Origin of the sequence: Pelosinus sp. UFO1 (assembly GCF_000725345.1) — a bacterium.
Classification (GTDB): Bacteria; Bacillota; Negativicutes; order DSM-13327; family DSM-13327; genus Pelosinus.
The window spans coordinates 1,016,089-1,029,803 of sequence record NZ_CP008852.1 but is presented as its reverse complement, the minus strand read 5'-3'; the positions used below and the strand labels follow the sequence as shown (position 1 = coordinate 1,029,803).

Genomic DNA, 13,715 nt, shown 5'->3' with positions numbered 1-13,715 from the left:
CGCCGTTATCAGGAAGCAGGTATCGGATAGTAAATATCCCGTATCTTGTAAAGCCGGGCTTTTTTAAAGCCAATCAGGGTGGCACCGCGGGTTAACCCCTCGTCCCTATATATATTTATTATATATATAGGAACGAGGGTTTTTTGTATTCAAAAATGAAAGGACGCGATAAGAAATGGAACTTCAAAAAAATGAAACAGATTTAATTATCCATGAAAAAACTAAGGGTGGTAGATACCGCTGGGTTACTATCACAACCCTACTCTTGGCCATTGGAGCAATTCTTCATTTAGTCAGTCCTAGCATTGGCGGAATAACCCCTAACTGGACAATAGCCATGTATTGCATTGCTATCAACTTAACAAAACCAACCGTTAAACAATCTTTTGGTATCGGTCTTGTGGCCGCTGCGATTAATATTCCTACTTCTAAATCTGCCTTTCCTTATGGTAATTTAGTAAGTGAGCCGATTGGTGCTATTGTGTGCGCATTGATCGTCTGCCTCTCTTACAAAATATCTGTAGGAAACTTAAATATTAAGCCTGCAGTAACAGGATTTATTAGTACGGTGGCAAGTGGTATGACTTTTATTACCATATTAAAAGTTGTTCTTTCTTTACCCATGTCTGTATATCTTTACGCTATGATTCCTGTCGTATTTTCAGTAGCTGCCGCCAATGCCGCCATTACCCAAATCCTTTATTTCCCTGCCAAAAAGTTATTTGATACGAAAGGTGATCAATAATGCCAGATATTGCCCTGCAAAATTTCAGTTATGCTTACACTCACCCCAAAAAAGTTCTAGATAATATTAACCTTTCCATTGAAAAAGGCTCATTTTCTGTAGTCATCGGGCCAAGCGGGGCAGGAAAAACAACATTGTGTCTAGCTGTAGCAGGCGCTGTCCCTCACTACTACGGTGGAAGTTCTGCAGGGCAAGTACAGGTAGCTGGAACTCCTACACAGCAATCTACTATGCAACAAATCGCTTTAACTGTAGGCACGGTCTTACAAGATTATGAAACCCAATTGGTCACAATGACAGTAGAAGAAGAAGTTGCTTTCAGTCTAGAAAACATAGGTATTGATCCTTTAAAAACTGCAGTTCTTGTGAAAGAAGCACTAAGTAAAGTCGGTTTGACAGGTTTTGAAAAGGAAGCTGTCACGTCTCTTTCTGGAGGGCAAAAACAACGTCTTGTCCTTGCTAGTGTACTCGCAACAAATCCTAAAATTCTAGTCCTGGATGAACCAACCTCTGCTCTGGATCCTGAGGGTACCCAGTCACTGTATAAATTGCTAAGTGAACTTAATAAAGAACATGGAATAACAATATTGGTAGTTGAACATGATATTGCAACCATTCTCCCCTATGCCGATCAGTTTATCCTTTTAGAAGAAGGTAAATTGATCATAAGTGGAATTCCTGAAGACGTGCTCACTTTTATGGCAAATCATCAAGTTTTCCCAGAGGCTATTCCACCATTATGGCAGCTTAAACTCATGTTGGAAGGGTTTACGCAACAAACATTTAATCCTTGGTACACAGAAGAGGATGCTATCACCCAACTTCACCATATCTTGCAAGAAGAGGAGGACGCTTAGGAATGCTCGAACTACAAAACATCTCTTTTTCTTATAAAGCTCAGTCTCCAGTCATTCACAATGTCTCCCTTACAGTAAACCCAGGTGATTTCCTTGCTATCGTAGGCCGTAATGGTAGTGGAAAAACTACTCTAACTCGTCTAATGATGACTTTAAAGAAACCTACTAAAGGAACCATCCTCTATCAGGGCGATAGCGTAGAAAAATATACTCCCGCCAAAATGGCACATCATATTGGTTATGTTTTTCAAAATCCCGATCGGCAAATCTTTCATGACACGGTAACAGAGGAAGTCTCTTATGGGCCAATACAACTAGGCTATACCCCAGAGCAAATCAAATCTTTCGTCACGGAAGCTTTGACTCTGACTAGACTTTCTCATTTGGCGGATGCTTATCCCCTCACTTTATCCAAGGGACAAAAACAAAGAGTAACCATTGCTTCTGCATTGGCTATGCAGCCTAAGATATTAATCTTGGATGAACCAACGAGTGGTCAAGATGCCCGGGAGCGGGAACAACTGTTAGAGTTATTATTAAAGCTAAACCAACAAGGAACTGCTATACTTCTTGTTACCCATGATATGGAATTCTTATCTGCTTGTGCTAAAAGGGCCATTGTTATGGCAAAAGGGCATAAAGTCTTTGACGGCAGTACTTCTGAATTGTTCCAAGACACTCATCAATTATCAGATTGGGGCCTTATTGAACCTACAGCTCTTAAGATTTCTCGTCAGCTTGCCTCTTTAGGCATTAAACAAACAGCTTCTATTCAACAATTAGGAAATGACATCGCAACCATGTTAAGGAGGAATGATCCATGCAAACAATAGCACCGATTACTAAATTAGCTCTGACAGTTTTCGTCACCATATGGGCCATGGTATTACAATCTCTTCCTGCCTTAGCCGCACTTATAATTTGCCAACTGCTCCTCCTCGTCATAGCCAAAGTAGGCATAACTATCTATAAAGGAATTGCCAGTCTCTTCGTTTTTGCCGCTGTTCTTGCTGGCATGCAGTATGTATTAAACCATGATATCATGCTGGCCGGTATTACTGCCGGTAAAATGATCGCTATGACGCTAGTCTTCTTTATCTTACTGGCAACTACACGAATGCAAGATTTGTCCGCAGCCCTAGTTCTGCAATGCCATATCCCCTATGAGTATGCATTTATGTTAACTGCAGCGCTGCGCTTCATCCCCGACTTTTTAGCAGAAAGCAAAGCCATCCAAGAAGCGCAAGCTTGTCGTGGTTATTCCCCCCAAGGTAATCTTTTCCAACGTTTTTTTTCCTATATGGCTGTTATTAAACCCCTTGTTCTAAAAGCCGTAACTCGCTCAGAAACTATGGCTCTCAGTTTAGAGTTGCGTGGCTTTGGTAGTCGAAAGAAACGTAGCTTTGGTAATCAGGTAACCCTTGCCCCCCGCGACTATGCCTTATTATTTTCTATGGTACTCTTTACGTCCTACCTCTTTATTCAAATCAGCTAGAAATTTATTGTTTTCTTTTAAGAAAAGACTTGGCTTGTGCCAAGTCCCCGGACGCAGGCAGAAGCCTTAGTCGTTCTTACTTGGAATCAAGAAAGTGTTATACTTTCTGATTCCGCAAAAAAAGACAGCCTAGTATCCTACCTTACAGGATCAGGCTGTTTTTTTAGTGACTCAATTCTTCTAGAATACTCTTTAATCGAACCCTTTGCTCTTCTCTCTCTAGTGGAAGACCATATTGATAACAATCAAATACATCCGCATCTTTGACAATTTCCTCTAAAGGGCTTCCGATTTCTTTTTTATTACTATGATTCTGTGCAGCTTTTGCAAGTAGTTCAATCTCTTCTGAAGTAAAATAACCGCTTTGTGCAAGAAACAACTTGAGAGGATCATAACCTACAGCGGCATGGTCGTATTGTTTCCCCGTTATAATGCGGCCATAATCATGTATTGAACATGCTATGGCGCTTAGTTCCGCGTCCACGCCCCTTTTTAAGGCAAGAATTCGCCCTACCGCTGCACAACTAGCCATATGTATTTTTTCCCAATTTAAAGATATATCTCTGATCATACTCGTATTCTCAAATCTCGCAATTTCCGCTAGATATCTTTCTTGTATCTGAAACACTCTATTCATAAAAGCTCCTCCATTTTACTCATTTATTTACCAAAGAAAAAACTGCTAATCAGAATTAGAAAAACAATAGCTGAAATAATTACATATAACCAATCCTTCTCTTTTAAGAAAACCAGTATTGAAACACCAACCCGCATAATAGGGGTCAATATCAATAAAACTAACCCTGCCAAAATAATGGCAAAAGGTTTCATATTTACTGCTCCTACAAAGATATCTTTAAGAAGAGTCGGATACGTTTCTCCAGGATAGCCACTCTCACCACTCACTAAGAAAAGTACTAGACCTACAGAAATAACAATGGCACTCAGCAATACGCCAGCCCGCAAAGACTTGCTAACAAAAACCTCAGCTTCATTGAGTACTTTTCCAGAAGTTTGTTTTTCCTTTTCTATTACTTCACTCATAATCTAACCCCCAATCCCTGTGCCATCATTTGAATTGCCACGTACATTAGAATTGGAACAAAAAGTTTACGAATGGTTTTGCTTTTTAACCGTTGCATAATTCTAGTTCCAATGGTAGCCCCAATTAAAACACCAAGGGCAACAGGGGCTGAAATAAGAGGACTAATATCTCCTCTAAATAAATAAATCCCAGCACTCGCTGCACCAGTAACGCCCATCATAAAATTACTAGTTGCACTAGAAACCTTTAAAGGCAGCTTCATAAAAACGTCCATTGCCATCACTTTAAAACTGCCGCTTCCGATACCTAAAAGGCCTGATATAATTCCCGCCCCATACATAACGCCAAAACCGCCATACACATTATCCACATTATAGGGAACAGTTTTCTTTAAAGCTTTATCATAGTACTCGCCTTGCAACTTTAGCTTACTTGCTACACTATGCAAAGCTACTTCACCAGGCAGCTCTTCCTTGACCTTTTTCAGCATAAGTACAGCGGAATAAAAAATAAAGAAACCGAACATCGCGTATAATAAGTTTGGCGAAATAATCCCACCTATCATGGCTCCTGTAATGGCCCCTATTGTTGTTGCAATTTCTAAAAACATTCCTACCCGAATATTGGTAATTCCATCTCGAATGTAGGCTACTGCCGCCCCGCTGGAAGTAGCAATAACGGAAATAAGACTTGCCCCGATGGCATGCTGAATATCTACCCCAAACAAAAAGGTTAATGCTGGCGTAACAATAATTCCTCCACCAAGACCTAAAATAGAGCCAAGAATCCCTGCCGAAATAGAAATAAGCAGTATTTTTATAGCTACAATCGTCACATAACTTCACTCCAATCACAAATTTATTGATATATCAAAAAAAATATCCTTAAAAAAATATTTTGGGCTTTCTTTTTATGTACATTCACAAGTATAATATACAAAATACATTCGATCAATATTTATATGTATTTTTTTACTTTGTAAGGAAAATCGTTTACATCAATTAAATGCTATAAATAAGGATTTAAAATCAGTATATCCTAATTCTTTAGTATATTTTATATGGAAAGGAACATCTAACCATGCAATTTAAAGACTTAGATGAAATTGATAGGCAGATACTAAAATATTTATCAGAAAACGGCCGACTAAGCAATGCCGAACTGGGCCGTCTTGTAAATTTAACTCGTGCGACCGTTAGAGAACGTATTAATCAGCTTGTAGATCATGGAATTATTGATCGTTTTACGATTGTCGTCAATCCTTTAAAAGCAGGAAAAATGCTCTCCATGTATTTTAACATTAATGTAGAATGGACTAAAATAGATTCTGTTGCCCAAAAGCTATTAACCTTCGACGAAATAACAAATGTTTACCAAATGAGCGGCCACCCTCACTTACATGTTCATGCCCTATTTGACGATCAAGAACATGCAAATTGTTGTATTCGAAAACTACAGTCCATTGATGGCATTACAAATGTAGATTCTGAATTCCTAATAACCCGTTATAAAGAGCGAGGCGCGTTACTTATTTAATATTCTTAGCTTATCAACTAACTCCAATCCTCATATCTTGACAATTAAACATACTAAAAGATTCCAAGGATTTTATTTTTTATTTTGCAAACACTAGAAATAATAACCTCGTCAAGGAGGATGATGATTATGAGTCATAAACATAGACGAAACCATACCATTGCACGGTTACAGAAAAAATTCAAAGGTCTTGCAGCGGCAGTCGCGGGAGCCACCATACTATCTGGTGCAATGTTGCCAGGAATACCAGCAGCTACTGTCCATGCTTCCGCTGACCCAAATGCTGCTGGCAACGCTCCAGTTGAAGTCTCCCAACAAGTCAAAGACACTCCTTCAACTCACAATTCAACTACCGAAAAATCAACTCCTTCAGACCAATCAAGACATCAAGATTCCAAAGATACGAATGATCAAAATAAAGCACCTTCTGGAAAAACCCCAGCACATTATGAAAAGGTACTGGATATTAAGGCAACGGCTTATGCACCAGGCGCTCACGACAATGACCAATGGGGTGATAAAACATTTTTAGGTACTGATATTCGTCCTGGAGTCATCGCCGTGGATCCTAATGTCATCCCCTTAAAATCGAAAGTATTTATCCAGTATCCTGATGGACATGGCGAATATGCCGTAGCGGAGGATACTGGAGGAGCTATTAAAGGAAACCGCATTGACATTGCTAAAACCTCTGTTGATCATGCCTTAGACTTTGGCAAGAAGGATGTAAAAGTGTTCATCGTTGATTCAGGAGGAAAAGCATAAAACATTACTTACTATTCGTCTATATCTCCCCCGAATAAGGAAAACGCCCATAGCCTCAGTGAGGATACGGGCGTTTTCCTTATTACTTAAAAGCCTTTTTATAAATATCAAGTATTTCAGTTTCCGTGGTATCTCTTGGATTTCCTGGGGTGCATACGTCCTGATAAGCCATTTTTGCTAATCTTGGCAACTCTTCTTCTCTACCACCAATTTCCACTAACTTTTGTGGGATACCTATCTTCTGTGACAAAGTCATAACCGCGTCAATCGCGGCTTTTCTATATTCTTCGGTAGTCATCTTATCTACATTCTCTACACCTAATTGCCGCGCAATTTCTTTGTATTTTTCTCCCGTGTCAGGAGCATTATACTCCATTACGTAGGGCAACAATAGAGCATTAGCAACACCATGAGGTGTATCATACACAGCTCCTAGGGAATGAGCCATAGAGTGAACGATCCCTAGCCCCACATTAGAAAATCCCATACCTGCAATATATTGAGCTGTTCCCATGCCATCTCTAGCTTCAATATTATTAGGTTCAAATACTGCCTTCTCCAGATGTTTTGCAATAAGCTCCATCGCTTTTAGTTCAAACATATCGGTTAATACCCATGCTCCCTTTGTGATATAGCCTTCGATGGCATGAGTTAGTGCATCCATGCCAGTAGCAGCAGTAAGCCCTTTTGGCATAGAAGTCATCAATTCTGGATCAATGATTGCCAATACAGGAATATCATTAGGATCTACACAGACCATTTTTTTAATTGCGGCTTCATCGGTAATTACATAATTAATCGTCACTTCCGCTGCTGTACCAGCCGTTGTCGCCACTGCAATAATTGGAACGCTTTTATTTTTGGTGTCAGCTACTCCCTCAAGAGATCTTACATCAGCAAAATCAGGATTATTGGTAACAATGCCAATTCCTTTGGCTGTATCAATAGAAGAACCGCCGCCAATCGCAATAATAAAATCTGCCTTTACTTCTGCGAACTTTTTAACGCCACTTTGCACATTCTCGATAGTAGGGTTTTGTTTTACATTATCATAAATTTCATAAGGTATACCTGCATCTTCTAACACTGTAGTTACCTTTTGAGCAACATTAAATTTTACTAAGTCTTTATCCGTTACTACTAAAGCCTTTTTGAATTGTCTGCGTTTCACTTCCTCTGGAATTACACGAATGGATCCTGCACCAAAGTATGATGTTTCATTAAGTACAATGCGATTTGCCATAATAAGCACCTCTTTTATTATTTTATGCTTGGTAGAAAACTTCTTGTAAGTTACATATTACCGGAGAATTGTCAGGATTGGTTTCCATTACATCTTTCATATAGGCCCACCATTTTTGGCAAATTTCAGTTTCAGCACTTTTACTCCATTTTTCTTCCTCTTCAATTTCCAAATAAGCAAATAGGGAATTAGTAGTTGGGTCAAGATGGATGGAATAATTGTGAGCCCCATATTCGGCAAGCATCTTCACCATTTCTGGCCAGATACCTTCATGACGTCTTTTATACTCTTCCTGGCAATTAGGAAATACCTTCATAATGCATGCTTTACGAATCATTCTAATAAACCTACCTTTTCCAGATGGTCTTAAAAAGGAATTAGAAATTATAAGTATCGACATTCTCTCTTGTAAAATCTAAAGGTTCACCCATAATGATTTCTTTATTATCTGCTTTATACGCAACCTTACCTACAGTAGGAATCTCCATTCCATCCGTAGGAACTTTGCCATCAAGAAGTTGTTTTGCCATATACATGCTCAAATAACCAAGTTTACCAACATCCCATAAGGTAGCGCTCTGTGCTGCACCACTCTTTAAGTATTGTCTCATTCCATTAGGAGTAGCTAAACCAATTAATTTGATTTTGCCTATTAAACCCATTTGTTCGATAGCCTGTGCTGCGCCTGGTTCAGCAACAGTGGATAAAGCCGCAATTCCTTTCAAATTAGGATAGGCTTTCACTAGGTTTTGCGTTTGGGCAAAAGCTTTTTGCTGATCTTCTTCACTTGGTGCAATGGTTACGAGCTTAATGTCAGGGTATTTAGCAGCTTGTTGTTCTTTCATCCACTTAATCCAGACATTTTGATTGGAAGCTGTTAAGGAAGCTGTTAAAATGGCATACTCACCATTGCCACCAATTTCTTTGGATATATTATCCATAATATGACGACCAAGAATTTCGGGAGTTGTCTGATTGATAAATAGATCACGAGCATCTGGAGTGGTGTCAGCGTCATATGTTATTACTTTAATACCAGCTGCTTTTGCTTTTTTAAGTACGGGAGCAACAGCTTGTGCATCGTTAGCAGAAACAATTAACACATCTACTTTTTTACTAATTAAATCTTGAATGATATTTACTTGTTGAGCAGCATCAGCAGCTGTTGGTCCAGTATATAAAAGCTCAAAACCAAATTCTGCTGCTACCTTCTTGGCACCTTCTGCACAGGTATCAAAATATGGGCTACCAATTACTTTAGGTACCATTGCTACTACTTTCTTACCTGACTTTCCCTGATTGTCTTGTTTTGCAGCAGTATTTGAATTACTACTGCCACATCCTACTAGCAGCATAGACATAACAAACACCAACATCAATAGCGTTGTAATCTTTCTATTAGCCTTCATTCAAAATCACTCCATTATTTTATTTTTTCGAAATGCCCGGTATATTCCTGATAAGGCCCCTAATAACTGCCCCCTTCCTTTCTTATTTTTTGTATATGCAAGCCTCCTGGTAAACCGGAAATCTCTATGACCATCATGAGTTAAAATTCAATTTAATAAATAAAGAAATTTTATTTTTAATAATTTCCATATTGTTAATTAAAAGTACAACAATCAAAGCTAAGCCCATTAATAGGTTTTGAGCGAAAGGACTGACACCAATAAGATTAAGACCATTCGCAAGAACTGCAAAGACACAAACACCGATTACTGTTCCAAAAATGGTACCAGAACCACCAGCAATATTGGTTCCTCCCAGAACCGTAGCAGAAATACTCTGCATTAGATATACGGCGCCCAAATCTGCTCTGGCAGTAGAAACTCGCGAAGAAATAATCCAACCAGAAATCGCTGCCATAATACCAGCAAAAATGTATACGTAGAGAAGAACTTGTTCTACCTTCACACCAGAAAATATGGATGCTACTGGATTATTTCCCACCGCGTACACCCTTCGTCCCCAAGGTGTTTTCGATAACAAAAGAGAAGTGAGAACAGCCAATATAGCAAAAATTACTGTTTGTACGGGAATATTCCCAAACAAGTAACCTTGACCAATAAAGTAAAATTCCTCTGGTAAATCAGAAATCGCATTTCCTTTACTAAGTACCAATGCAATGCCATTAAAAAAGGTCATGGTTCCCAATGTTACCAATATTGGCGGAACACCAATCTTGGCAATCAGCACTCCGTTAAATGCACCACACAACGCTCCTGTTACGATTCCTAAGAGAACTGCCAGCACAAGACTACCAGACATACCATAAGTCATAGCAATAACGATAGTAGTTAAACCAGCAATCGACCCTACCGAAAGGTCAATGCCTGCTGTAATAATAATCACCGTAACACCTAATGCCAATATGCCGAACTCTGACATCTGTTGTGTGACAGAAAGAAGATTATCAACCGTTAAAAAGGATGGTGCCAAAATACTCATAGCAATCATTAAAGCGATAAAAAATAGCAGCAGCGTTAATTCGTGGGATCGTTTTACCTTTATCATGCTTTAACACCTGCCTTTATGTCTTCGGCGACATAAATTACTTTTTTACTTGCTTCATTTTTACGATTATTCACGACATCCAATGTTACTGCGGTGATTAAAATTAAGCCCACAACTACATTCTGCCAATAAGGTTCGATACGCATTAGAATAATGCCATTTTGCAAAACACCTAGAATTAATACACCAATCAAACTACCCAATAAACTGCCACTTCCTCCAAGCACATTCGCACCACCGATAACAACGGCAGAAATAACCATTAATTCAAAGGATGTGCCTGCATTAGGATCAATTGTCGCCAATTGGGCACCATACAAGATACTGGCGATGCCAGTTAACGCCCCCATATAAGCAAAGACAAACAAGGTGACCTTCCCTGTATTGATACCAACTCTTGAAGCAATTGCCGGATTACCTCCTAAGGCATAGATACTTCGCCCTAATCGAGTGTGCTGAGCAATAAAGTAAGTAACACCAATCACCAACAGAAGAATCAGAATTGGCGTTGGAACTCCTAAAACTGACGTATTATAAAGACTTGTATACCAGGTAGGCAGGGATGTTACCCACTTACCATTTGTATATAGCAATAAACTTCCACGGAAAATATTCATTGTACCTAAGCTAACTACAATTGCTGGTATCTCGGCTCCAGCAATTAATACTCCATTTAGGATACCTAACAAAGTTCCACAAAGTACCCCCACCAGTAACACTGTGAATATGTTTGAACTGGGCAGTAAAGCTAGCATACCAACAAATATGGCAGCAAATCCCAGCTGTGAACCAACTGATACGTCAATACCTGAAGTAACAATAACTAAGGTCATGCCCATCGCCATAATTGCCAAGATAACATTATTCATAATAATACTGAGCAAGTTAGACGGCGTCAGAAAAGCAGGGGCGATAAGAGAGATACATAAACTGATAATCAATAGCATCATAAACATGAGAAACTCACGTTTTTTAAGCAAATCTTTCATTCTTACATCCTCCTTTTTTCACGGAATCAGAAAGTATAACACTTTCTTGATTCCAAGTAAGAACGACTAAGGCTTCTGCCTGCGTCTGAGGACTTGGCACAAGTCAAGTCTTTTCTTATAATGCAATGCCTCTTATGCACCCAAAGCTTTTGCTAAAATAACTTCCTGAGTTGCTTGGTTTTTATCAATAACACTAACGATACTACCTTGCCGCATTATAAAAATTCGATCACTAACTGCCAATATCTCAGGCAGCTCTGAGGAAATTACGATGACACCTATGCCGCTATTCGCCAATTGCCTGAGGGCTTTATGTATTTCAATTTTTGCACCGATATCGACTCCACTTGTTGGTTCATCTGTAATTAAAATCTTTGGGTTTGTAACTAACCATTTAGCCAATACTACTTTTTGCTGATTACCGCCACTTAATTGCCCAACCAATTTATCCATATCAGTAGGCCTAACATCTAACTTCTCTATATATTCCTGAGCTAGTTTTCTTTCTTTAATTACATCAATTGAGTTATATTTATCGCACAGCTGCTCCAAAATCGATAAGCTAATATTTTGACAAACAGTATTTTTACCAATCAACCCTTCCAACTGTCTATTTTCTGGAACATACCCTATCCCATACTTTACTGCATCATTAGAAGATGCGATGGTAACAAGCTGACCACCTAAAATGATTTCTCCCGAATCTGGTTTATTGAGGCCAAAAATTGCCTTTGCCAGTTCAGTACGTCCTGAGCCAACTAACCCTGTAATTCCAATAATTTCACCCTTTCTAAGTTCAAAAGAGATATTACGGAAATTACCTTTTTTACTCAGATTTTTGACTCTTAAAATTTCTTCGCTGGAGATTTTCTCTGCATTCATGGAAATATACTGCACATCACGGCCAACCATTAAACGTATTAACTCTTGCGGATTCACATTTTCAGTATCATGAGCAGCAATAAATTTGCCATCGCGGAGTATTGTTGCACGAGTCGCCACACGATATACTTCATCAAATTTATGGCTAATAAACAAAACAGCAATATTATTCTTACGAAGGTTATCTATAATCTGATATAGGTTTTCAACCTCCCCTGAGGATAATGCGGAGGTAGGCTCATCCATAATAATTAAACTAGCATTGAAGCTAATTGCTCTAGCAATGGCAACAATCTGCTGTGAAGCCAAATTTAAATCCTTTAGCAACATGCCTGGGTCGATATTTGAACCTACTTTGGCAATGGCGATTTCCGCCAATTCCTTAATTTGAGACCAGTTAAGCTTTGCCTTCCATACAGCATCATTGCCAATACAAATATTTTCTGCAACCGTTAAATTAGGAAATAAGCTAATATCTTGATAGATAACTGAGATTCCCTTGCGAATGGCATCCATTGGATTTTTTATAATGGTTCGCTCCCCATTAATATAGATTTCGGCACCATCATCTGGGAAATGGACACCCGCTAATACCTTTATTAACGTGGATTTTCCAGCACCATTTTCTCCTACCAGCGCATGAACTTCACCACGTTTAATATCTAGTGAAACACCATCTAATGCCTTAACACCGCCAAATGTTTTGCTAATATTCTTTAGATTGATGATATATTCTGAGGCCAAGGTATTCCCCTCCCATTTCAAGTTCTAAATTAATTCCCCTACAAAAACAACGTTCCTTACTTAGCCTCCAGTATTCCAACTACAGGAGTGACACGGAAAGTTTTAGCTAAATCCAAAAGTTCTTGATCCGTTAGGCTTTGTTTAATACCACCCTGATGTGAACTAATAAGCATATAAATCTGAGCTGCCTTTTCTACTGTTTCAATCAAACCAAAGGTTTCATCCATGGTCCTACCTGCACCGAAGATTCCATGTTGTGGCCAAATAACTACCCGATGATCTTTCATTTTCTCCGCTGTAATTTCACCAATTTTATTGGTTCCTGGCACAATCCATGGAATGACACCAACTCCATCTGGGAAAACAACTAGACACTCTGTACACATTTGCCACAATGTCTTGGTAAACAATTTTTCATCAAGATCATGCACAAATGTCATCGCCAATGAATTTGTAGCGTGAGTATGGAGAATAATACGGTGATTTGGGTCCTTTTTTAGCCTCTCCATATGACTCATAAAATGAGCTGCTAATTCACTTGTCGGACGACTACCATCTTCATATCCCCATAAAATATCAATCGCCTTACCATCCTTTGCAACACGGATAACACCTAAGTTTTCCTCCGGATTAAATACTACATTTTTGAAGTACTTCCCAGTGCCACTCACAATGAAATATTTCCCCGCTAAATCCACAACAGGAAACTCTAAAGTAAGGCTGCGCTTCACATTCATTACATCAATGTATATCTCTACCTCTTCTTCCTCTAAAAGATAACTGATGTTTCCTCCATTACGTTCACCCCAGCCCATTTCCCAAAGATTACGGGTAACCTCCATCATCTCTCGCACAAAAGGAATTTTATGTTGAATGTAAGTTAAACTCATCGTAAATCCT

Annotated in this window: 16 protein-coding genes and 1 other annotated feature (1 of these 17 running past the window's edge); of the genes, 6 read left to right on the top strand and 10 right to left on the bottom strand. The window is 39.0% G+C overall.

Translation table 11 applies throughout. The features are described from left to right. Positions 1-110: a binding site (T-box leader), on the top strand; it begins 152 nt to the left of the window's first position. Between the two features lie 65 nt (positions 111-175). Genes UFO1_RS24865 through UFO1_RS04560 form a run of 4 tightly spaced genes read left to right on the top strand, consistent with a single transcriptional unit; the run spans position 176 to position 3,097 of the window. Continuing rightward, positions 176-745 carry a tryptophan transporter gene (locus UFO1_RS24865; RefSeq protein WP_038668417.1) on the top strand — a complete coding sequence of 190 codons (570 nt, stop codon included), beginning with the start codon at positions 176-178 and terminating at the stop codon, positions 743-745. Next, the gene (locus UFO1_RS24860; RefSeq protein ID WP_038668415.1) at positions 745-1,602 is read left to right on the top strand and encodes an energy-coupling factor ABC transporter ATP-binding protein; all 858 of its coding nucleotides are present in this window, start codon (positions 745-747) and stop codon (positions 1,600-1,602) included. The genes UFO1_RS24865 and UFO1_RS24860 overlap by 1 nt, the downstream gene beginning before the upstream one ends. Positions 1,603-1,604: 2 nt before the next feature. After that, positions 1,605-2,435, top strand: coding sequence for an energy-coupling factor ABC transporter ATP-binding protein (locus tag UFO1_RS04565; RefSeq protein ID WP_051788825.1), 831 nt, complete (start codon positions 1,605-1,607; stop codon positions 2,433-2,435). Continuing rightward, positions 2,423-3,097 (top strand): energy-coupling factor transporter transmembrane protein EcfT, encoded by a 675-nt coding sequence (locus UFO1_RS04560; RefSeq protein ID WP_038668413.1) that lies wholly within the window; start codon positions 2,423-2,425, stop codon positions 3,095-3,097. Before UFO1_RS04565 ends, UFO1_RS04560 begins: the two co-directional genes overlap by 13 nt. A 163-nt stretch (positions 3,098-3,260) precedes the next feature. On the opposite strand, the gene UFO1_RS04555 is transcribed toward UFO1_RS04560, so the two are convergent. Genes UFO1_RS04555 through UFO1_RS04545 form a run of 3 tightly spaced genes read right to left on the bottom strand, consistent with a single transcriptional unit; the run spans position 3,261 to position 4,977 of the window. Next, positions 3,261-3,734, bottom strand: coding sequence for an HD domain-containing protein (locus tag UFO1_RS04555; protein WP_038668411.1), 474 nt, complete (start codon positions 3,732-3,734; stop codon positions 3,261-3,263). Between the two features lie 23 nt (positions 3,735-3,757). Next, complete coding sequence (locus UFO1_RS04550; protein WP_038668409.1) at positions 3,758-4,141, bottom strand: DUF1634 domain-containing protein; 384 nt, start codon at positions 4,139-4,141, stop codon at positions 3,758-3,760. Continuing rightward, a complete protein-coding gene (locus tag UFO1_RS04545) occupies positions 4,138-4,977 on the bottom strand; it encodes a sulfite exporter TauE/SafE family protein (RefSeq protein ID WP_038668406.1) in 840 nt (279 codons plus the stop codon). Before UFO1_RS04545 ends, UFO1_RS04550 begins: the two co-directional genes overlap by 4 nt. A 245-nt stretch (positions 4,978-5,222) precedes the next feature. Between UFO1_RS04545 and UFO1_RS04540 the strand changes: the two genes are divergently transcribed. Beyond that, positions 5,223-5,678, top strand: coding sequence for an Lrp/AsnC family transcriptional regulator (locus UFO1_RS04540; RefSeq protein ID WP_038668405.1), 456 nt, complete (start codon positions 5,223-5,225; stop codon positions 5,676-5,678). 129 nt (positions 5,679-5,807) lie between these two features. Continuing rightward, positions 5,808-6,443 carry a 3D domain-containing protein gene (locus tag UFO1_RS26100; protein WP_038668401.1) on the top strand — a complete coding sequence of 212 codons (636 nt, stop codon included), beginning with the start codon at positions 5,808-5,810 and terminating at the stop codon, positions 6,441-6,443. 82 nt (positions 6,444-6,525) lie between these two features. Here the strand turns inward: UFO1_RS26100 and fucO are convergent, their stop codons facing one another. The 7 genes from fucO to rhaD form a co-directional block, all read right to left on the bottom strand. Beyond that, positions 6,526-7,686: a lactaldehyde reductase gene (gene fucO / locus UFO1_RS04530; protein WP_038668399.1), complete on the bottom strand. Its 1,161-nt coding sequence runs from the start codon at positions 7,684-7,686 to the stop codon at positions 6,526-6,528. A gap of 22 nt (positions 7,687-7,708) precedes the next feature. Next, complete coding sequence (rhaM, locus tag UFO1_RS04525) at positions 7,709-8,023, bottom strand: L-rhamnose mutarotase (protein ID WP_038668397.1); 315 nt, start codon at positions 8,021-8,023, stop codon at positions 7,709-7,711. A gap of 40 nt (positions 8,024-8,063) precedes the next feature. Beyond that, complete coding sequence (locus tag UFO1_RS04520; protein WP_038668394.1) at positions 8,064-9,095, bottom strand: autoinducer 2 ABC transporter substrate-binding protein; 1,032 nt, start codon at positions 9,093-9,095, stop codon at positions 8,064-8,066. 133 nt (positions 9,096-9,228) lie between these two features. After that, positions 9,229-10,200, bottom strand: a complete 972-nt coding sequence (locus UFO1_RS04515) for an ABC transporter permease (RefSeq protein ID WP_038668392.1) — start codon at positions 10,198-10,200, stop codon at positions 9,229-9,231. Next, positions 10,197-11,189 (bottom strand): ABC transporter permease, encoded by a 993-nt coding sequence (locus tag UFO1_RS04510; RefSeq protein WP_038668389.1) that lies wholly within the window; start codon positions 11,187-11,189, stop codon positions 10,197-10,199. The genes UFO1_RS04515 and UFO1_RS04510 overlap by 4 nt, the downstream gene beginning before the upstream one ends. 132 nt (positions 11,190-11,321) lie before the next feature. Continuing rightward, entirely contained in the window at positions 11,322-12,815 is a 1,494-nt protein-coding gene (locus UFO1_RS04505; RefSeq protein WP_038668386.1) for a sugar ABC transporter ATP-binding protein, read from the bottom strand. Positions 12,816-12,871: 56 nt separating this feature from the next. Next, positions 12,872-13,705: a rhamnulose-1-phosphate aldolase gene (rhaD, locus tag UFO1_RS04500; protein WP_038668384.1), complete on the bottom strand. Its 834-nt coding sequence runs from the start codon at positions 13,703-13,705 to the stop codon at positions 12,872-12,874. Positions 13,706-13,715: the final 10 nt, after the last annotated feature.